Source organism: Telluribacter roseus (assembly GCF_017355915.2).
GTDB lineage: Bacteria > Bacteroidota > Bacteroidia > Cytophagales > Spirosomataceae > Telluribacter.
In genome coordinates this window covers 282,663-301,166 of sequence record NZ_JAFEUV020000003.1, presented here as the reverse complement: position 1 = coordinate 301,166, position 18,504 = coordinate 282,663, and the positions used below count along the sequence as shown (strand labels likewise).

Annotated in this window: 18 protein-coding genes; 13 read left to right on the top strand and 5 right to left on the bottom strand. The window is 53.3% G+C overall.

What is annotated here, in order from left to right; all coding sequences use genetic code 11:
* Positions 1-477 precede the first annotated feature (477 nt).
* From JTN23_RS07430 to JTN23_RS07420, 3 genes are all read left to right on the top strand, one after another.
* Positions 478-1,473 carry a mevalonate kinase family protein gene (locus tag JTN23_RS07430; protein WP_247233474.1) on the top strand — a complete coding sequence of 332 codons (996 nt, stop codon included), beginning with the start codon at positions 478-480 and terminating at the stop codon, positions 1,471-1,473.
* Between the two features lie 256 nt (positions 1,474-1,729).
* Positions 1,730-2,602, top strand: a complete 873-nt coding sequence (galU, locus tag JTN23_RS07425) for a UTP--glucose-1-phosphate uridylyltransferase GalU (RefSeq protein ID WP_247233473.1) — start codon at positions 1,730-1,732, stop codon at positions 2,600-2,602.
* A gap of 113 nt (positions 2,603-2,715) precedes the next feature.
* Complete coding sequence (locus tag JTN23_RS07420; protein ID WP_247233472.1) at positions 2,716-3,387, top strand: hypothetical protein; 672 nt, start codon at positions 2,716-2,718, stop codon at positions 3,385-3,387.
* Between the two features lie 123 nt (positions 3,388-3,510).
* Here JTN23_RS07420 and JTN23_RS07415 read toward each other — a convergent pair whose 3' ends face one another.
* On the bottom strand, positions 3,511-4,275 hold the full coding sequence (locus JTN23_RS07415) for a M48 family metallopeptidase (protein WP_247233471.1): 765 nt from the start codon (positions 4,273-4,275) through the stop codon (positions 3,511-3,513).
* 276 nt (positions 4,276-4,551) lie between these two features.
* Here JTN23_RS07415 and JTN23_RS07410 point away from each other — a divergent pair, with 276 nt between their 5' ends.
* Complete coding sequence (locus JTN23_RS07410) at positions 4,552-4,998, top strand: DinB family protein (protein WP_247233470.1); 447 nt, start codon at positions 4,552-4,554, stop codon at positions 4,996-4,998.
* A 56-nt stretch (positions 4,999-5,054) separates the two neighbouring features.
* On the opposite strand, the gene JTN23_RS07405 is transcribed toward JTN23_RS07410, so the two are convergent.
* Both JTN23_RS07405 and JTN23_RS07400 read right to left on the bottom strand, forming a co-directional pair.
* Complete coding sequence (locus tag JTN23_RS07405; RefSeq protein WP_247233469.1) at positions 5,055-5,765, bottom strand: hypothetical protein; 711 nt, start codon at positions 5,763-5,765, stop codon at positions 5,055-5,057.
* Positions 5,766-6,020: 255 nt separating this feature from the next.
* Positions 6,021-6,284: a perphorin family protein gene (locus JTN23_RS07400; protein WP_247233468.1), complete on the bottom strand. Its 264-nt coding sequence runs from the start codon at positions 6,282-6,284 to the stop codon at positions 6,021-6,023.
* 468 nt (positions 6,285-6,752) lie between these two features.
* On the opposite strand from JTN23_RS07400, the gene JTN23_RS07395 reads away from it, so the two are divergent.
* From JTN23_RS07395 to JTN23_RS07380, 4 genes are all read left to right on the top strand, one after another.
* Complete coding sequence (locus tag JTN23_RS07395) at positions 6,753-7,220, top strand: (2Fe-2S)-binding protein (RefSeq protein WP_247233467.1); 468 nt, start codon at positions 6,753-6,755, stop codon at positions 7,218-7,220.
* A 24-nt stretch (positions 7,221-7,244) separates the two neighbouring features.
* Positions 7,245-9,449, top strand: a complete 2,205-nt coding sequence (locus JTN23_RS07390; protein WP_247233466.1) for a xanthine dehydrogenase family protein molybdopterin-binding subunit — start codon at positions 7,245-7,247, stop codon at positions 9,447-9,449.
* A 171-nt stretch (positions 9,450-9,620) separates the two neighbouring features.
* Entirely contained in the window at positions 9,621-10,061 is a 441-nt protein-coding gene (locus tag JTN23_RS07385; protein ID WP_247233465.1) for a MarR family winged helix-turn-helix transcriptional regulator, read from the top strand.
* A 33-nt stretch (positions 10,062-10,094) separates the two neighbouring features.
* Positions 10,095-11,525: a serine hydrolase domain-containing protein gene (locus JTN23_RS07380; RefSeq protein WP_247233463.1), complete on the top strand. Its 1,431-nt coding sequence runs from the start codon at positions 10,095-10,097 to the stop codon at positions 11,523-11,525.
* Between the two features lie 74 nt (positions 11,526-11,599).
* Here the strand turns inward: JTN23_RS07380 and JTN23_RS07375 are convergent, their stop codons facing one another.
* The gene (locus JTN23_RS07375) at positions 11,600-12,622 is read right to left on the bottom strand and encodes a L,D-transpeptidase (protein WP_247233461.1); all 1,023 of its coding nucleotides are present in this window, start codon (positions 12,620-12,622) and stop codon (positions 11,600-11,602) included.
* A gap of 315 nt (positions 12,623-12,937) precedes the next feature.
* Here JTN23_RS07375 and JTN23_RS07370 point away from each other — a divergent pair, with 315 nt between their 5' ends.
* Both JTN23_RS07370 and JTN23_RS07365 read left to right on the top strand, forming a co-directional pair.
* Positions 12,938-13,738, top strand: coding sequence for a HipA family kinase (locus JTN23_RS07370; RefSeq protein ID WP_247233460.1), 801 nt, complete (start codon positions 12,938-12,940; stop codon positions 13,736-13,738).
* The gene (locus JTN23_RS07365; protein WP_247233459.1) at positions 13,716-14,099 is read left to right on the top strand and encodes a DUF3037 domain-containing protein; all 384 of its coding nucleotides are present in this window, start codon (positions 13,716-13,718) and stop codon (positions 14,097-14,099) included. The genes JTN23_RS07370 and JTN23_RS07365 overlap by 23 nt, the downstream gene beginning before the upstream one ends.
* A gap of 113 nt (positions 14,100-14,212) precedes the next feature.
* Here JTN23_RS07365 and JTN23_RS07360 read toward each other — a convergent pair whose 3' ends face one another.
* Positions 14,213-15,097: a PA4824 family protein gene (locus JTN23_RS07360; protein ID WP_247233458.1), complete on the bottom strand. Its 885-nt coding sequence runs from the start codon at positions 15,095-15,097 to the stop codon at positions 14,213-14,215.
* A 310-nt stretch (positions 15,098-15,407) separates the two neighbouring features.
* On the opposite strand from JTN23_RS07360, the gene JTN23_RS07355 reads away from it, so the two are divergent.
* From JTN23_RS07355 to JTN23_RS07345, 3 genes are all read left to right on the top strand, one after another.
* Positions 15,408-16,352: a lytic transglycosylase domain-containing protein gene (locus JTN23_RS07355; protein WP_247233457.1), complete on the top strand. Its 945-nt coding sequence runs from the start codon at positions 15,408-15,410 to the stop codon at positions 16,350-16,352.
* A gap of 296 nt (positions 16,353-16,648) precedes the next feature.
* Entirely contained in the window at positions 16,649-17,263 is a 615-nt protein-coding gene (locus JTN23_RS07350; RefSeq protein ID WP_247233456.1) for an RNA polymerase sigma factor, read from the top strand.
* 98 nt (positions 17,264-17,361) lie between these two features.
* Entirely contained in the window at positions 17,362-18,483 is a 1,122-nt protein-coding gene (locus JTN23_RS07345) for a FecR family protein (protein WP_247233455.1), read from the top strand.
* The last annotated feature ends 21 nt before the right edge of the window (positions 18,484-18,504 follow it).

The following is an 18,504-nucleotide window of genomic DNA, read 5'->3' as shown; positions in this document are numbered from 1 at the left end:
CGGATACGTTACACTAAGGCCAGAAATATCAGGTAAAGAAAAGAGAGTAACTGGGGGTACAGCAAAGAGAAATCCAGAGCAAAGGATACGTTCCGAAGCAATGACAATCGTCTCTTTGTAGGGGTGGGTATTTCTCCGTGAGCATCCACTCCGCAGGGGGGACTTGTCGAGATAGAGAAATAATTCAGACATAGTTTAAGAAAAAAAGCACTGTATGTGCTCCTACTCCTTCCTGGCTTACAATAACTTCCAGGTATCAGCAGGAGTAGTGTGTGGTACATAACTTTGATCTATGCAGGGCAAAATTATGGAATAAAAAGTAAAATGTTACCTTCCATCCCTCCACTGAGCGCTATTCCTCCTTTTTTTGCTTAAACTTACGGCAAAAGTACAACGGCTTTTTATCCTACGGTATAAGGGAAGGGAAAGCATCTATCGTCATTTAGTAGTATTATTGGCAAAAAAACTGATTTACCATTGATTATAGAGAAGCGAGCCTACGCCCGGGCCGGTCTGTTGGGCAACCCATCTGATGGTTTTTTTGGCAAAACCCTATCCATTTCAGTACGCAATTTTGGCGCATCCATCTCCCTGTATGAGTCCCCTGAGCTCCACATAGAGCCAGAGCCTCAGGATGGCAGTACCTTCAAGAGTATCTACCACCTGCGCGACTCAGTCAGCATGCTGGGGTACAACGGAGGCATTCCACTCATCAAAGCGGGTATCAAGCGATTTGGCGACTACTGCGAAGAGCAGGGCATTCGCCTGCCCAACCGCAACTTCACCGTTCGCTACCGCTCGTCCATTCCCCGCCAGGTAGGTATGTCGGGATCCAGTGCTATTCTGGTGGCGCTGTTCCGGGGGCTGATGCAGTTTTATCGGGTAGACATCCCCCTCGAGATACTCCCCTGCCTGGTGCTGTCGTGCGAGTCGGAGGAGCTGGGTATTGCGGCCGGTCTGCAGGACCGGGTGATCCAGTGCTACGAGGGCTGCGTGTACATGAACTTCGATAAGGAACTACTGACCCAGCGCGGATACGGTGAGTACGAGCGTATTGACCCGGCCCTGTTGCCCAAGCTGTACGTGGCCTACAACACCCAGCTCAGCAAGGTATCGGGTAAGGTACACAGCGATGTTCGGGCGCGCTTCGACCGGGGCGACACCGATGTAGTACAGACCATGGGGCAGATAGCTAACCTGGCCGAACAGGCCCGTACCGCCCTGCTGGACGGCCGCCCCGACGACCTGCACGACCTGATGAACAGGAACTTCGACCTGCGCTGCACGATCTACAACGTATCAGATACCAATAAGCAGCTCATCCGGGCTGCCCGCGCCTGCGGCGCATCCGCCAAGTTTGCCGGCTCGGGGGGTACCATCATAGGTACCTACCGCGACGATGAAATGCTCAACCGCCTCTTCGTGGAGCTGAAGAGATACAACGCCCGCGTCATCCGGCCGTATATAGTTTAATGCAGGAGAAAGGGTGAGAAAGGAGGAAAGGTACGAAAGGAAATGTAGTAGTGAATAGCACAAACCGAAGAACGAAAAGTTGGAAGGACAAAAGGGATAATAGAAACTTTTGTAAAGGATAATTCAATCTAGAAACCTTAAATAGTAATTAAGTTAAAAAACGGCGGATGCAAGGAAGAGAAATACAAAGCATTTACTTTTCTCCCTTCCTGCTTTCCTCCTTTATTACCTCAAACTAACTAACACACCTTAAAAAATGATTCGCAAAGCCGTTATACCCGCCGCCGGACTCGGTACCCGCTTTCTGCCCGCGACGAAGTCCATGCCCAAAGAGATGCTTCCTATTATAGATATTCCTACTATTCAGTACGTCGTGCAGGAAGCGGTAGACTCGGGTATTGAAGATATTCTGATTATATCGGGCAAAGGCAAGCGTGCCATCGAAGACCACTTCGACCGCAACTTCGAGCTGGAAGCCCGCCTGGAAGAGAAGGAAGACCAGGCCTGGTACAACGAAATGCGCCGCCTGGCCGACATGGCCAATGTACATTTCGTGCGTCAGAAGGAAGCCAATGGCCTCGGTGATGCCATCTACTACGCCCGCCACCACGTAGGTAACGAACCTTTCGCGGTACTGCTGGGCGATACCATCATGGACTCGGTGATACCCGTGACGCAGCAGCTGGTGGATACCTACGAGCAGTACGGTGGATCAGTGATAGCCGTAGAGCAGGTACCGGCCGATAAGGTCAATCGCTACGGCATCGTAGGCGGAGCCTCTCTGAGCGACACCATCATGGAGCTGAATACACTGGTAGAGAAGCCTGCTGTAGAGTCAGCGCCTTCCAGCCTCGCCATTGCCGGACGTTATGTGCTGTCGCCCGAGATATTCCAGGCCATCGAGCAGACGCCCAAGGGCAAGAACAACGAGATCCAGCTTACCGACTCGCTGCTCCTGTTGCTCAAGCGTGAGAACATCTACTCGCACCTGATCGAGGGTAAGCGCCACGACATTGGCAACAAGCTCGACTTCCTGAAGACTACCGTTGAGTTTGCCCTTAAGCGTAAGGAGTTTGCCGCGCCGTTCCGGAAGTTCCTGGAAGAGCTGCTGGCTGCGCAGGAAGTGTAGAAAGAACAATCATAAGATATCGCAAAGGCCTGTTCTACCCTCAAGGAGTGGAACAGGCCTTCTGGTAAAGTACCTGCTACGTTTGATCCCCCACCTCACACAAAACCCACTCTATGAACAAAATTCTGCTTTTCGTATGGATGGCGGCGCTGGCTGGCTATCCGGCATTTTCTCAAACTCCCCAGGAACGTGATGTAAAAGTAGGCGTAGTAGTAGGGAAAAGCCTCCTGGGTACCTACCAATCTGAGGCGCCCTGGCGCGGTGTAGGCGGAGGACTGGTTGGTGTAGACCTCAACTACCCGCTTTTCAAAAACGCGCCCAGACTATCCCTGCACTTCCAGCCCCATTGGGAGAAGGCCCACTACCACAATCGTAGCGGAGAGTTGAGTAACGAACTGATCCATCAGTCCATCAACCTACCTATCCTGCTTCGCTTTCAGCTATCCAGCCACTCCCGCTTTCGCCCCTTTGTAGAAGTGGGTGCCGGGTACAGAGTCGCAATAAAACATCAGTACAAAGGCTATACAATTATCTGTCCCTTTGCAACACCCTGCCGTAACCTTCCCTACGAAACGGATCTTGTGTCTGCTTCCCCCCGGGGCAGCGTAGCACTGCTGGCTGGCGTCGGTGCCGAACTCCCGTTGGGCTCGGTACGCATCCCCATCACGGTTCGGGTCAATCAGAGCGTTAGCAGTTACCGCCTGGATAACTCCGGCACAAGCCACTCCCCTTTCAAAGAAGTACAGACGAGTACGCTGCAGGTAGTGACCGGAGTATCATTTTAAGACCTTTTATATAAAATTATCGGTTCTAAATGACAAAAAGCCGGTACTACCTGCCTGGGTAGTACCGGCTTCTTTATGAATAAACTAATAGCTAAAACCTAACTACTAATACCTAACAACTACTTACCTTCTTCCCTCTTTGCGGGCGCGATCCCGGATACGGGCGGCGCGGGTCTTGCTGTCGGGGTGGGTAGAGAGGAACTGGGGCACTCCTTTTCCTCCCCCGGCCTTGGAAAGCTTCTCGAAAGAGGTAGCCAGGGGCAGTACACTATACCCGTTTTTCTTCAGGAACTCATAGCTGTAATCATCCGCCTCGGTTTCCTGTTTACGGCTGAATGATGCTCCGAGCATGTAATCAGCTACTCCACCGATCTGCGATCTTGATAACTCACCCAAAGTACCTCCCTGCGAAGCCACCGCGTGGCGTACTGCCGAGCGACGAAGTGCGCTCTTCATGGCGTCATGAGAGTCTTTGTTGACTACGTGGCCAATCTCGTGGCCAATGATCGCCAGAATCTCCTGGTCAGTCATAATGTCCATTAGTCCTTTGAATACCCGCACACTACCATCGGCGGTGGCAAAGGCGTTCACTTCGGGCACCAGATATACTTTATAGTTGATGGGTATACCACTTACGGTACGGTGACGGCCTACTATACGGTTCAGTCGCTTGGTATAAGGATCGTTGGGACCGGCTACCGGATTCTGGGCGTCCATCTGCTGGACCGCCTGCCGTGAGTACTGCGCCACCTGGGCATTAGTCAGAGTAAAGGAAGTAATGGCATCAACTCCGGCCTGTGCGGCGTGGGCGGCACCGTTCTGCGCGTAGGTCTCGGGCATGGTCAACAACCCACCTACCAGTATGAATATGCTTGCGATTCGTTTCATGTTCTAAAAGTTTGGTTAAGTACCAGAATGTCCTTTTCAGGTAATTCATCAGTTGGACATAACCCTTATATAAAAGTTTAATGCCAGAACATAAATTTTACATTACACCACCCCTACCGGCTACTTATATACCGTTGTACAACAAGTAGTTACACCACATATTACATTAGCCGCCTGGTACTTTATCTCTACAAGTCACCAAAGTGGGAACAGCCATTTCGACACAATTTTATGTATATTTATGGAATTGCCTGCCATCTCAAACCTACCACAACTATGCCTCTGCTCGAACAACTGGAAGCTACCCGCCAGCAGACATTGCCCCTTTTTGACCTGCCCGAGGAGGACCTTGTCAGATCCTACGCCCCCGGTAAGTGGAACGTCCGGCAGCTCCTCAACCACCTGGCCGATGCCGAAACGGTGCTTTACGAGCGGGTCCGGCGCGTGATTGCGGAGCCGAAGCCGGTAGTCTGGGCCTTTGATCAGGACAGGTGGAGCCAGCACCTGGACTACGCTACCTTTCCGCTGGCGGTCAACAAAAGCATCTACGCCTCAGTACGGGAGGGCGTCATCCACCTGGCTAAGTACCATTACGACACCTCCGCCAGTAAGACCTTCGTCCACAGCGAAACGGGCCTGCGTACCCTGAAAGATGAGTTCGAGAAGATAGCCTGGCACAATGCCCACCACCTGGAGCAGATCCGGCAGGCGTTGGCGGGGTAGTTGGTCTTATTCACTATCAGTACACGTAGTCAGATGGGCTGTTTAGCATCCCCCACTTAATTGATATTGATACCTACGAAAATACCTAACCAGGGCTTTTGCCGGTATATCCAATGTTTGTTGTTACGATCCGCCAGATTCTCAAAGCCTAGGGCGAGGCCGGTTGTTACGTTTTTATAGCCTACAATACCAGCCAATCCATAGTTAAGGCCCAGGGCGTCGTATTCGTAGGGTACAAGGCCCGAGGTAGTATATTCATTAATAGGTACCGAGCTGATGCTGGCTATAGTACCCATCCCAAAGCTGAACGACTCCATGTCTGACCGTTGCTGTCCTCTGAAGTAGAGGTTGCGGTAGCGGCCCAGGTCATAGCGTATACCCGTATATACCCCGATATTTGCACTAGTTGAAAGAGATCCCGGCATTCCGGCTGTACTAAACCGGTACTTGAAGGGAGTAGTAAACAGGTCAATATCAAAGGAGGTCATCTGATAGTAAAACCAGGGACTGATCTCCTCGGCATTCTGCTGCTTAAGATTATAGCTTACAAACATGACCAGTGCCGAATCAGCCTGGTCGAGTGTATGCGGATCAGCGTCGGCAGGTGGTAATGTTTGAGGAACAAAAGCCGCGTATAGGGTATCCTCCCGCTGGTAGAGTGCGGCATCAGCAGCCCGATTCAGGCGTTTGGCCGTCACCTGGCCCTCGCTATTGCTGACATACAGGGTTTGTCCGGCTCGCACCCGGTAGATCCTGTCAAGCTCCATGATTTCAGAACCTGTGTTAACACGGGAACAACCGCTTAACAAAGCATTGATGCCGATCAATACAAGGAGTGGATGGAGTCGCATCGCAGACTTTTTAAAATAGCTATTCGATCGACCGTTTGCCTACTAGCTGATACTTCTGCCTTACTGCTCTGGACGACTCCTTGTAGTAACCATTTCCAATCGTCATGGTTTTGCCCCATGGCTGACGTTTTAATCAGCGGTTAGTCACACAAATATTATCTCCTCCCCCCTTCACGGTACCCGCTCATAGAAGTACATGAGCGTATCGGCCTTACCACCTAACTCGTCTACGTAACCCGTTGCCCGTAGCGTCTGCGACCCCTTGCTCAACCAGTACTTCCGTCGTAGCTGGTTATCATAGATAACAACGAAGCTTTGCTTACGACAATTCGCATCCAACACATCCCATTCCAGCCTTTCTACGGTAGTGGTATCGCTGCGGAGCGTTTCACGGGTCACAGAGTTACCTCTACGATCTGCTTCAAGAGCAATCATCAGCGTCTGCGGTTCTGGAAACTGTGTCTGTATTCTGGTTGGTGACTCCACACGTACCAGTTGCCAGGTACCCTCTGAGCTCTGATAAAAAATTCCCCCGCTATTCATTGAACAGGGATCGCAGGCCCAGTGAGTAAGGCTGGTACCAGTGGTGATTAGAAATAGGAAGAGGGGTCGGAGTTGTTTTCTCAGCAGAAGGGGCTTTCTTTTAAATAGCATTGGATAAGGGGGTATAGCTATGCCTACTCTGTCTGTATCGGATTTTAGGCTATCTCCGCGGAGGCAAATTATCGCTTTTAATCCAACCCTAGTTGCATTTCACTAACTACTACCTAAAAGCATGGTAAACATTTATTGTACGGTCAGGATGGGGCTAAACAGGAGGTAAATCCACGCTCACGCTGGCTTTTCAACAATAAACAGAGGCACAGGTTGTTATCTGTATAGTACTTCCTAAATCCCCCGCCCATGGAAAAAGACCTCACGCTACACGTCAACGGAAAGCAGCATACCGTGCGGATAGACCCAGTTACACCCCTGCTGTACGTACTGCGCAACCAGCTGGAGCTGAACGGCCCCAAGTACGGCTGCGGACATGAGGTATGCGGGGCCTGCATGGTACTGCTGGACGGTGTGGCTATGCCCAGTTGTAAGATACCCGTCGAGTCCATGGAAGGCCGGAAGATTACCACCCTCGAGGGCCTCACCCGCCCCGACGGTACGTTGCATCCGGTACAGCGGGCCTTTGTGGAGGAGCAGGCTGCGCAATGCGGCTACTGCCTCAACGGTATGGTCATGGCCGCTGTAGCCCTGCTGGAAGCCAACAAGCAACCCGACGATGCGGCCATACGGGCGGGTATGGAGCGTAACCTCTGCCGCTGCGGTACCCAGACGCGCATCATGAAAGCCATCCGAAGAGCCGCGAAGGAATCCTAAGCCTGTCCCCCCACTCCACCTGCTATGAAAGAATCAGCTTATAATCCGCAACAGTCGCGCCGGAAGTTCATCAACAGCCTCGGCTGCCTCACCATCGGCTTCTCGCTGACGGGTACCCGCTGGGCGGAAGCTACTCCCTCTACCCCGGCCCTACCCGGTAGTCTGGCTCTGGAAGACCGGATCAATGCCTGGCTGGAAGTACTGGCCGATGGTCGTGTCCGGGTATTGACGGGTAAGATGGAGCTGGGACAGGGCATCCGGACGGCTATCGCGCAGGTAGCGGCCGAGGAGCTGGATCTGGACCTGGGGCAGGTAGAAGTACACCTGGCCGAAACCGGCCGCACGCCTAATGAAGGCTACACCGCCGGTAGCGGCTCCATCGAGCACAGCGCCATGGCCGTACGCCACGCGGCGGCCGCCGCCCGCCAGCGCCTGCTGGAACTGGCCGACCGACACTGGAGTACCCAGCCGGAGCAATTACAGATAACTCAGGGAAAGATCAGCCGGAGAGGTACCGGTCAGGTACTGACTTTTGCTGAGCTCCTGAATGGAAAACAGCTGGAAGAAGAAGTAAAGCCCTCGGTAAAGCTGAAACCCAAAAATGAGTACCGCTACGTGGGCAAGCCCATCCACCGCACCGACATAGAGCAGATGGTACGGGGTGAATCGGTGTACGTACACGACCTCCGGCTGCCGGGCATGGTACACGCGCGGGTAGTGCGGCCCCCTGCTTACCGCGCCCGGCTGGAAAGCTTTGATCAGAGTACCTTTAAAGTACCCGGTCTGCTGAAGACGGTGGTCAACGGAAGCTTTGTGGCAGTAGTCACGGAGCAGGAGTACCAGGCGGTACAGGCTCAGCAACAGGCACGCGAGCACGCCCGCTGGTCGCGTACCGAGCCACTCCCCACGGGGCAGGACCTGGAAGCCTATATCAAAACGCTCCCCACCCGGAGCCAGAACGTCAAGAGCCAGGGTACTGTTAGCCCGCTGGACCAGCCGGACGGCCGCACGCTGCGGGCCAGCTACTTCAAGCCGTACCAGATGCACGGCTCCATTGGCCCCTCCTGCGCCGTGGCGCTGTACGAGGGGGATACCCTGCACGTATGGACCCACACGCAGGGTGTGTACCCGCTGCGCGACGCCATTGCCAAAATGCTCAACATGGACCCGGACAAGGTACACCTCAAGGGCGTACCCGGATCGGGTTGCTACGGCCACAACGGGGCCGATGATGTAGCCGCCGATGCGGCGCTGGTCGCCGTGGCCTACCCCGGCAAGCCCGTCAGGATGCAGTGGATGCGGGAGGACGAGCACGCCTGGGAGCCCTACGGCAGCGCCATGCGCCTGGAAGCCGAAGCACGCCTGGACGACGCGGGCCGGATCACCCACTGGCGCTACGCCCTCTGGTCCGACTCGCACAGTTCCCGCCCCGGTGGTAATCCGGGTAATCTGCTGGCGGCGCGGTACCTGGCGAAGCCTTTCAACCCGCCCGGCTCGGGCTACGCCGGAGGTGCCTTCCGCAACTCCGAGCCCTACTACGCCATTCCCAACTACAAGATAGACGTCCATACCTTCGAGGGGCCGCTGCGGGTGTCGGCGCTGCGGAGCCTGGGGGCCTATGGCAATGTATTCGCTATCGAGTCATTCATGGATGAGCTGTCGGTAAAGGCGAAGAAAGACCCGCTGGACTTCCGCATCATGCACTCTACCGACGAGCGGGCCGTAGCCGTGATGCAGAAACTGAAAGAAATAGTACGATCTGTCAAAACCGGACCTAACGAAGGAATAGGGGTAGCGTTCTCCCGCTATAAGAACACCGCTACCTACTGCGCCGTAGCCGCTCAGGTAGCCGTGGACAAGGCCAGCGGTCAGGTACAGGTAGAGAGGATGTGGGCCGTCATCGACGCGGGCGAAGTTATTAACCCCGACGGCATCATCAACCAGACGGAGGGCGGTATGGTGCAGGCGGCGAGCTGGACGCTCAAAGAAGAGGTACTCTTTAACCAGCAGCACGTCAGCAGCCGCGACTGGACCTCCTACCCCATCTTCCGGTACAGCGACGTACCTACCGTAGAGATAACCCTAATCCCCCGCCCCCACGACGAGCCCCTTGGTGCCGGCGAAGCCGCGCAGGGCCCTACAGCAGCGGCCCTTGTCAACGCTATCTACCGCGCCAGCGGCAAACGCATCCGGCACCTGCCCGTCCGGCCGGAGGAGGTAGCGGGTTAAGGAGAAAGCAATTTTTATATTAAGTTATCTACATATCAATACTTTAACTATTCACAGCATAGCTACACTCTGGTTATTACAGAAATTTATTTTAAAAATATTTAGTTGATACATCAATATTATAAATATCAATTACATTTGTATCAACAATAACAACTGAAATAGTAAGCCATGGTAGATACATCCGTACAGATAGATCAGACGATCTTTTATTTTCTGGACAAAAGCATCAAGACGTACCGCCAGTTTGCGCAACGCAACATCAACGAGGCTGGTCTGAACATCACCATTGATCAGTGGCTGGTACTGAATGCCCTGGCGCAGCATCCAGAAGCGACCCAGCACGAAATAGCCGAGGCTGTCTTCAAGGACACCGCTTCCCTTACCCGTATTATTGATCTGTTGGTCAGCAAGGGGATTCTGCACCGTGAGCTCTCCACCACGGACCGCCGCCGCTTTGTAGTCACGCTTACTGAAGAGGGAAAACAGGTACTGGAGGCGGTCCAGAAAGTAAGTGAACGGAACCGGTCTCAGGCTCTGGAAGGGATCAATGAATCAGATATCAAAGCCGCCAAGCATCTGTTAGCCAAAATCATAAACAACTGTCAGTAAGTAGCCGCCAATCAACGTAAACATCTATTAGCCATGAAAATTAAATTACTTGCCGCCGCACTCCTTTTGTCCCTGCAAACTGTATTGGCTCAGGACACCCGAATGGTCCAGCGCCTGGACTCCCTCCTGAAAGCCTACGAAAAGGCCCAGCAATACATGGGTACCGTACTACTAGCCCACAATGGAGAAGTCTTGTATAACAAAGCTTTTGGCATGGCCAACGTAGCCAATAAGGTACCCGCCGCCCCTACCGATCTGCACAATGTAGGCTCCATTGGTAAGATGTTCACCTCCGTAGCTATCATGCAACTCGTGGACCGGGGCGAACTGTCGCTGAATGAACCCATACAGACTTACTTACCGGAGTATAATCTGCCTAATGCTGATAAGATCACAATTACGCACTTACTAACCCACCAGTCCGGATTGGGGTTGTACATGCGGGCTCCCGGCTTTGACGGCAGCAAGGACCATTCGCTGGACGCGCTGGTAAAGCTGATTGCTACGCTACCGCTGGACTTTGAAACACCGGGCAAGGGCAATGCCTACTCCAACTCAGCCTTTGTAGTACTGGGGCGGATCATTGAAAAGCAGAGCGGAATGTACTGGCTAGACTATTTCCAAAAACATATTTTCAGTCCCGCCGGCATGACCAGCACCAAACGTCTGCTTCCCGGCGAAGCCTCTGCCAATAAAGCCTCAGGGTATTTCTATACCCCCATGGGCGAGTACCAGGACGTTAGTGCTACTGACCCTATGCCCTATCCGGATGGTGGACTTTTCTCTACTCCATTGGATCTTTTCAAATTCAGCGAAGCCATCCGTACGCACAAGATTCTGAGCACTCGCATGGAGGCTTTGATGCTAAAAGAGTATGGACAATTGGATATGCTTCAATGCAAAATGGGACTGGGTTGGGAAATATCCGAAACTGCCGGCCGGAAGGTAGTGGGTAAAGGAGGGAATGTATGGGGATTCTCCGCAGGACTGAACATGCTTCCTGACGGTTATACGCTCGTGCTCGCCTCCAATCAGGGACCTGCCGCCTCCCTTATAACGGATAATCTGATCAACTGCCTGTATGGCCAGAAGGTGGAACCTATCCGGATGCCCACCAGCAACTTCATCTATCAGCAGATACAGGCGCAGGGCTGGGAGTCGCTGAAGCCACGTATGGAAGAGGTACTTACCCAGAATAACTACACCCTGCGCCAGCGTGACCTGGTACTGCTAAGCCGCGCCCTTGCCGATAAAGCTGAACTGAAACTGGCTACGCAGATCCTTACCTATACTACCGAAAAATATCCGAACTACGAAGTTGCCTGGGATGTACTAGGACACGTATACACTCTGCAGAACGACAAGGCCAATGCCCGCAAGTGCTACGCCATGCTGCTGTACCTGAATCCGTCTAACATGGGCGCCCTGAAAAATATCAATTCACTACAGGCGACTGCCAACTAGTAGTACCCAATTGCATACTATACAAGAAAAGCAACCTTATAGGGCTGCTTTTCTGCTTTGGGCTAAATCTAATTTTATAGACTCATCAGCCCCTGTACAGTATCCCTTCGGGCTACCAGTACTGAGTCACGCACCGTCTGCCGCTCCAGTACCTTAGGCAGGTACTTATCCAAAAGGCTATCCAGGGTAGCGACCGGTACATCAATGGCCTTCGGGTCCTGTACTACCTCAAACCAGGGGCGAGGGCTTCCGAAAGGGTACTCCCCATAGATCACTACCGGCGTACCGTGGGCAATCACCCGGTTTCTATCTGCCGAAAGTCTCCACTGACTGGCCCAATCGTAGACCCAGCGGGCGTCGCGCTCAATCAAACGTAAACAACCGTGGCTGGCCGGGTAGCCCGGCAGACTGTACTCATGGATGGCTATACCCTCGGAGTTGATAATGTTGAAGTACCAGTCCAATACCCACTCACTGTCTACAGTACTTACCTTTTGGCGGGTCCGGTAGTTGGTATGGTATTGCCCCGTTGGCGTCAGGCTTTTCTTGCCTCCCATACTAACGGGTCCCCAGTGCACCAGTCTTCCTTGCTCGTAGGCGCCAAAAGCCTGTATGCGGTAGTCAAAGAAGATAATCTTGTCTATTTCTGCTGCCCGTTCCAGCCGCCAGGGAAAAGGCGAGTAAGCCATGTAGTCATAAGCTACGGTATCCGGTACGATCAGCGAGTCCACCCGTCGGAGGCGGTTTTCACTGATCCGGTTCAGGGCCAGTACCAGCTTACGGGCGGTTCCGCTCAGGTTCTTTCTCAATGAGTCACTGTTCTTTATCCAACGGTAGCGGATATCCGTCGGCTCCACCGCCATCCAGGCGGGCTCTGCCGGTATACTATCCACCAGACTACCTGTCAGGCTATCGGTACCCAATGTATCAGTTGTACTAAACGTATCAGCCTCACTGGACATATCGTTACCACTAAGCGCATACATCGGCGAAACAACCTGCTGACTCTGGTTGCTCCTGTAGCTGACAGCTACTACCGCCAGTACCGCGACGAATAAGATCTTTATTGTATTTTTTACTTTGTGATTGATTTTCATGGCTCATTGCATTTAGTCCTCACCCTGCATGCTCTCTCTCCGGAAGCACCCATTCAAGCCTGTTAAGGCCCTTTTCATTTTGTACAGAGAAAAAAGCGCGCCATACGTTCCTGGCATTTTTAAAGGTGTCATGAAGAAGAAGGCTGGTAAATAATTGCACATTTCGGGAAGACAGGACGGCTCTTCCGGCGACTAAGTATTAGGCCGAGGGTGAGGCGACGTCCGGTTTTATCAGAAAATTGCCCTACCTTTCAGGACAACTCCCGCCGGAACTGGTTAGTAAGTTACTGCCGGTAGCATCCGGAGTTGTACAAGATGAATGATACCCCTGTGAGTAGTTACCAACCCGAACTCCGAACCGTGCAGGTGACCCGCTACGTCACGCCGTTGCGCGAAGGTGGTTCCCTGCCGGCCATTGCCGAGGCCGACGACGACTTTCTGTACGTCCTCAAGTTCAGAGGGGCCGGGCAAGGCCCCAAGGTACTGGTCGCCGAGCTAATCGTCGGCGAGATCGCCCGCCTGCTGGGCTTCCGCATACCCGAGATAGTATTCGCTGAGCTCAATGAGGCTTTTGGCCGTACTGAGCCCGACGAGGAGATCCAGGACCTGCTGCGGGCCAGCGAGGGACTCAACCTGGCGCTCCACTACCTGTCGGGCGCCATCACGTTTGACCCACTGGTCACTACGGTAGATGCGCGGCTGGCCTCGCAGATCGTGTGGCTGGACTGCCTGGCAACCAATGTAGACCGCACCGCCCGCAATACCAATATGCTGATGTGGCACCGGGAGCTCTGGCTGATCGACCACGGTGCTGCGCTGTACTTTCACCATACAGGTCAGCCGTGGGAAGAGCAGGCCCGACGCCCCTTCCCCCAGATCAAAGACCACGTACTGCTGCCCCTGGCTACGGAGCTCGACGCGGTCGACGCGGAGTTTAGGCAGGTACTTACCGAAGAGAAAATCAGATCTATTGTATCTTTGGTGCCCGATCAGTGGCTACTGGAAGGTGAGCCCGAGGAACAACGGCAGGTGTACGTGCAGTTTCTGACCACCCGCCTCGCCCATTCAGAAATTTTTGTCAACGGAGCAAAGGATGCCAGAAAAGCAATTATTTGAATACGCCGTCATACGAGTAGTACCGCGGGTCGAACGCGAGGAGTTTATGAATGTTGGCGTCATCCTCTACTGTTCTTCGCAGGGATTTCTGCAAACGCGCTACGAACTGAACGAGCAGCGGCTGCGGGCCTTTTCGCCGGAGATAGACCTGCCCGAGCTGAAAGAACGCCTGCGGGCTTTCGAGCGCATCTGTGCCGGACGCCGCGAGGGCGGTCCCATCGGTCAGCTACCCATAGCCGGGCGCTTCCGCTGGCTAACGGCTGCGCGCAGTACCATCGTACAGACCTCGGCGGTGCATCCGGGCCTGTGTGACAGTGCCCCCGATACACTTGACCGACTGTACAGCCAGTTGGTTCAGTAGCCCCGGCCTCACCACAAGAGGTACTTATCATTGTACTTACACTACTACAAAATAAAAGTCCGCAGCGCTGGCGCTGCGGACTCACTAGCCTATGCGGCACAAGGCCACCCCAGCTAGTACGCCTTCTTTTGAAAATGAGTGAACACTATTCTTGCACCGGCACTGAACCATAGCGGTAGCGGATTAGCCCCCGCCAGTCCCTTGCCGAATGTCATATCTATCTGAAATAAATCGCTAAAGAAGTGCCGGTAGCCCGCCTGGTACGACATACCGGCTCCGGGTACATAGGGGTCACCGGAGAAGATCTCCCCCACCAGATGAAAGCCTCCGATGGTTTTGATCTGGGTACCGAATCCCCAGGTGGGCAGTACCTCGTTGGCTCCATCCACGTGCAGGTAGTTGAATCCGGTGTTCAGGTGCAGGAGCACATTTTCTTCTTCACCGAAGCACTGCGAGATGGTCGCGAAGCTAAAGGTACCGTAGCCCGTGGGTCGGAACGAGCCCTTGCCGGCTGGCAGAAAACTACCCGCCACGATACCGAAGCCGGGGCCTCGGCCGGGGGCGTACGGCCGGATCAGGTACTTGGCCTGCAGCAGAGGCAGCGCGTAGGCAAATGTACCTCCCCGATTCTCCTCGTGCCGCTCTATCCCAAACACGCCCCCGATGGATACCTCAAGCCTGTTGTTAGGTCCGTAGGCCGCCATTACCCATTGCTGGCTCGCTTCACGATCCCCCCTGAACCAGGTTTCCAGCTGGGCCAGCCGGGCTCCTACCACGCGGGCGTCGTCGGTGATGAAGGGACGTACCTGGGGTTCAAGGTTCTCCTGACGCCATTGCTGCCACTCCCGGTTCAGAATACGGGTATAGGTATCAGGCAGGCGATCATCAGCCGAAGCGAGGAAGGTACCGGAAGCGTAGGAAAAAGTATGGGTTGTGTCCTGACCTGCCGCAACCTGGTAAAGTACCGTTAGGAAAATGGTAAGTATACTCCACTTCATAATTCTATCATTACTGAATCCCTCACAAACCTTTAGGCAGCTCCGTTCATCGGCCGTCCCTGCTCCTATGCGCTCATTGTTCATTAAGTAACTCGGCCCATTTTCAATGGTTACCCCTCCTGAGCAACTTTAAGGTTTTTCTAATACACTCCCGCGGCCGAAATCTGAGCTGTTTTAGCTCCGGTAGGCTTTCCCGGCAGGCTCCTGTTTTCGTCCGGCCGCTTCCGTCTTTCCGCGACTATAGAGTAAACGCCATGAACAAAAGCCTCCGGCCTTAGTTAATTTTTACCACTTACTCTTCTTGTATACGATGCGTTATATATTCTTTTTTGGGTTACTTTTCTGTATCAGCTGCAGCTCCAGGGATAAGTCTTCCGGGTCGGAACAAAAAGACTCTGTAGTTACAAAGGCCAACTTTGGTACTGACGCTCCGGACCGCCCCCAGTACGTAAGCATGCCTCCCATTCCGAAGGACCTGACCTTTGCCGGCGAAAGAGTCCCCCTGGAACGGGATGACGTGCGCGAAGGGCTGGAGCAGGAACTGATCATCAATACCTTTCGCCACTCCAACACTATATTTATCCTTAAACGCATCGAGCGCTGGCGCCCCCTGATCGAGAAGACCCTGCAGGAAAATGGCGTACCTACCGACTTTATCTACCTGGCCGTAGCCGAAAGTGAGTTTCAGAATACGGCCCGCTCCTACGCCGGCGCCGTAGGCATGTGGCAGTTTATGCCGGCTACCGCCCGCGACTACGGCCTGACCATCAACAGCGACGTGGATATGCGCAAGGACCCCAAGCTGGCTACCGAGGCGGCCAGCCGCTACCTGAAGTGGGCCTACCGCAACCTCAACAGCTGGTCGCTGGTGGCCGCTTCGTACAACCGGGGCGTAAGTGGCGTAAAGGGGGTACTGGACGTACAGAAGACCAACAACTTCTGGGACCTGTACCTCAACCCCGAAACCGCCCGCTACGTATACCGGCTCATTGCCTTCAAGCTCATCATGGAAAACCCGCAGGCCTACGGGTACTTTATACGTCCCGAAGACCAGTACAAGCCTTACCGGTTCAAGACCGTGCGGGTAGAAAAGGGCATCAACCTTATCGACTTCGCCAAGCAGCACAACTCTACCTATAAGGAACTGCGGGAACTTAATCCGTGGTTCAGTAACACCTCCAACTACTATCTGCCCGCCAGTGCCAAGGGCTACGAAATACGGGTACCCGACCGGGGTGAAGAGGCCGCTGATTAATAGCTAAATGAGGGGTCGTAAAAAGAACTAATGATACAATACCGGTGGTTACATAGCCGTTGGGTATGTACACATAACTGGTAAAGTACAATGCGGCACCTACGTCAGTCCTAAAAGGACCGTACGGTCCAACTACGTTTTGTACTTTGTTTGTAACTTTTTGTAACATATGCCTAAAGCGCCGCATAATCCCCAAAATAGGCCATTAACCTCGTTTGGGAGTATCTTAGGAGTTTAAGGATTTGTTAACTTGGCATTTTATTAGGCACACTGAAAGCGATATTGTAGGATTTAATATGATTGAAACTGCTCCTCTTAACGATAGTCCTTTTGATCAGCAATTATGGCAACAGTTTAAGGAAGGAAATCATGAAGCATTTGAGCAGATCATCGAGCGTCATTACGACATTTTATTCCGCTTTGGTACCCGGTTTACCAAAGACGTAGGCCTGATTGAGGACTGCCTGCACGATCTGTTTGTATACCTGTGGGAGAAGCGCCTGTCGCTGAGTGCTACTGATTCCATCCGTAAGTACCTGTTCAAGTCGTTCCGGCACAAGATGCTTCTGGAGCTGCAGCGCGTGCATCGTCGCGGCTGGGTTTCGGAAGATGAGGCCTCGGAACTACCCTCCGAGCAGAACTTCCAGGATGTGCTGTTTCTGCTGGAAAAAGAGCAGCTCACTGTTCATAAGATTAAGCATGTCGTTAACCAGCTGCCCATCCGGCAGCAGGAAGCCCTGTACCTACGCTACTTCGAAGGCCTGGACGTGGACCAGATCGCCCATATCATGACTATTAACCGCCAGTCGGTCTCTAATCACCTCCATAAGGCCCTTACGTTTCTGAGGGAGCACTGGGAAGATTCCACTATTCCCGTGCTATTATTATACGTATTTGGGCCCTTTCTCTAAAAGCTTCAAAAAAAATTAAAAAAAAGTCTAAAATGGAGGGTATGTAAATCGACCTGGCTAATTGTCTGTATAGAGAGGCAGATAAATAGCGTTTTTCAATGAAAACATTTAACCATTCGGAGCTACGGGATTTTCTTGAGGATGACTCTTTCCGGATGTGGGTATTCGGAGGGGCTACTCCCGAAGTAGCTCAATGGTGGGAGCAGTTTCCGCTGCTGTATCCTGACAAAGCGCCTGTCTATCACAAAGCCAGAGAAGCCCTGCTGGCCCTACAGGGAGACACTTTTACCTTACCTCCGGCCAGAGTCCGGCAGAACATCCGGCAGATTACCCAGGCCACCCGGCCTGCCGTAGCCTCCCCACCTGCCGCAGCTACCCCGCCGGTGCGCCGACTAACCTACCCCGTCTGGTGGTGGGCGGCAGCCATGGTGCTGATCGGAATGGCCTGGCTGGGTTGGGACCAGTACCAGCGTACGACCAATCCGTCGGCCCGTATCTACCAGGAGCTGGTAAGCCAGGCGGCTACTCCCCTGGAAGAGATCACCAATACCTCGTCGGACAACCAGCTGGTCATGCTTACGGATGGAAGTTCGGTACTGCTGCTGCCTAACAGCCGGATCAGCTTTCCCCGCAACTTCAACCAGCACGCGCAGCGGGAAGTGTACCTAACGGGGGAGGCTTTCTTTGAAGTAGCCAAAAATCCGGAGAAGCCGTTTTTTGTATACGCCAATAACCTGATCACGAAGGTACTGGGCACGAGCTTTACGGTGAAGGCCAGCGGCAACGATCAGGTCAATGTTATTGTCAAAACCGGTAAAGTATCGGTATTCACCCGCTCAGATAAGGAAAGGGTTGAAAAGCAGCAGTCGAAGCAGCTAGCCGGCCTGGTGCTGACGCCCAATCAGCGGGTAGTATTTGACCAGGACGAAGGGCGTCTCCTGAGGTCGCTGGTGGATACACCCACGATCCTGGACATGCCCATACAGCGGGCAATGTTCGAGTTCAGCGGAACGCCCATCAGCCGGGTATTCGCCTCGCTGGAAAAGGCCTACGGCGTGGAGATAGTATTTGACGAGGAGGTCATGAAGAACTGCTACCTGACGGCCTCACTGGACGACGAGCCGCTGTTCGAAAAGCTCTCCATGATATGCAGAACGCTGGACGCTCAGTATGAGCAAATGGATGGAAAAATAATAATAAGTAGTAAAGGATGTAGATAAAACCTAAACACCTGTTGTTGC

Bases quoted from the DNA above. Each gene is read 5' to 3' on its own strand.
- JTN23_RS07395 (WP_247233467.1), top strand. From the start codon at position 6,753: ATGGAAAAAGACCTCACGCTACACGTCAACGGAAAGCAGCATACCGTG.
- JTN23_RS07390 (WP_247233466.1), top strand. From the start codon at position 7,245: ATGAAAGAATCAGCTTATAATCCGCAACAGTCGCGCCGGAAGTTCATC.
- JTN23_RS07350 (WP_247233456.1), top strand. From the start codon at position 16,649: ATGATTGAAACTGCTCCTCTTAACGATAGTCCTTTTGATCAGCAATTA.
- JTN23_RS07380 (WP_247233463.1), top strand. From the start codon at position 10,095: ATGAAAATTAAATTACTTGCCGCCGCACTCCTTTTGTCCCTGCAAACT.
- JTN23_RS07365 (WP_247233459.1), top strand. From the start codon at position 13,716: ATGCCAGAAAAGCAATTATTTGAATACGCCGTCATACGAGTAGTACCG.
- JTN23_RS07385 (WP_247233465.1), top strand. From the start codon at position 9,621: ATGGTAGATACATCCGTACAGATAGATCAGACGATCTTTTATTTTCTG.
- JTN23_RS07410 (WP_247233470.1), top strand. From the start codon at position 4,552: ATGCCTCTGCTCGAACAACTGGAAGCTACCCGCCAGCAGACATTGCCC.
- JTN23_RS07405 (WP_247233469.1), bottom strand. From the start codon at position 5,765: ATGGAGCTTGACAGGATCTACCGGGTGCGAGCCGGACAAACCCTGTAT.
- JTN23_RS07355 (WP_247233457.1), top strand. From the start codon at position 15,408: ATGCGTTATATATTCTTTTTTGGGTTACTTTTCTGTATCAGCTGCAGC.
- JTN23_RS07370 (WP_247233460.1), top strand. From the start codon at position 12,938: ATGAATGATACCCCTGTGAGTAGTTACCAACCCGAACTCCGAACCGTG.
- JTN23_RS07420 (WP_247233472.1), top strand. From the start codon at position 2,716: ATGAACAAAATTCTGCTTTTCGTATGGATGGCGGCGCTGGCTGGCTAT.
- galU (WP_247233473.1), top strand. From the start codon at position 1,730: ATGATTCGCAAAGCCGTTATACCCGCCGCCGGACTCGGTACCCGCTTT.
- JTN23_RS07360 (WP_247233458.1), bottom strand. From the start codon at position 15,097: ATGAAGTGGAGTATACTTACCATTTTCCTAACGGTACTTTACCAGGTT.
- JTN23_RS07400 (WP_247233468.1), bottom strand. From the start codon at position 6,284: ATGATTGCTCTTGAAGCAGATCGTAGAGGTAACTCTGTGACCCGTGAA.
- JTN23_RS07415 (WP_247233471.1), bottom strand. From the start codon at position 4,275: ATGAAACGAATCGCAAGCATATTCATACTGGTAGGTGGGTTGTTGACC.
- JTN23_RS07345 (WP_247233455.1), top strand. From the start codon at position 17,362: ATGAAAACATTTAACCATTCGGAGCTACGGGATTTTCTTGAGGATGAC.
- JTN23_RS07375 (WP_247233461.1), bottom strand. From the start codon at position 12,622: ATGAAAATCAATCACAAAGTAAAAAATACAATAAAGATCTTATTCGTC.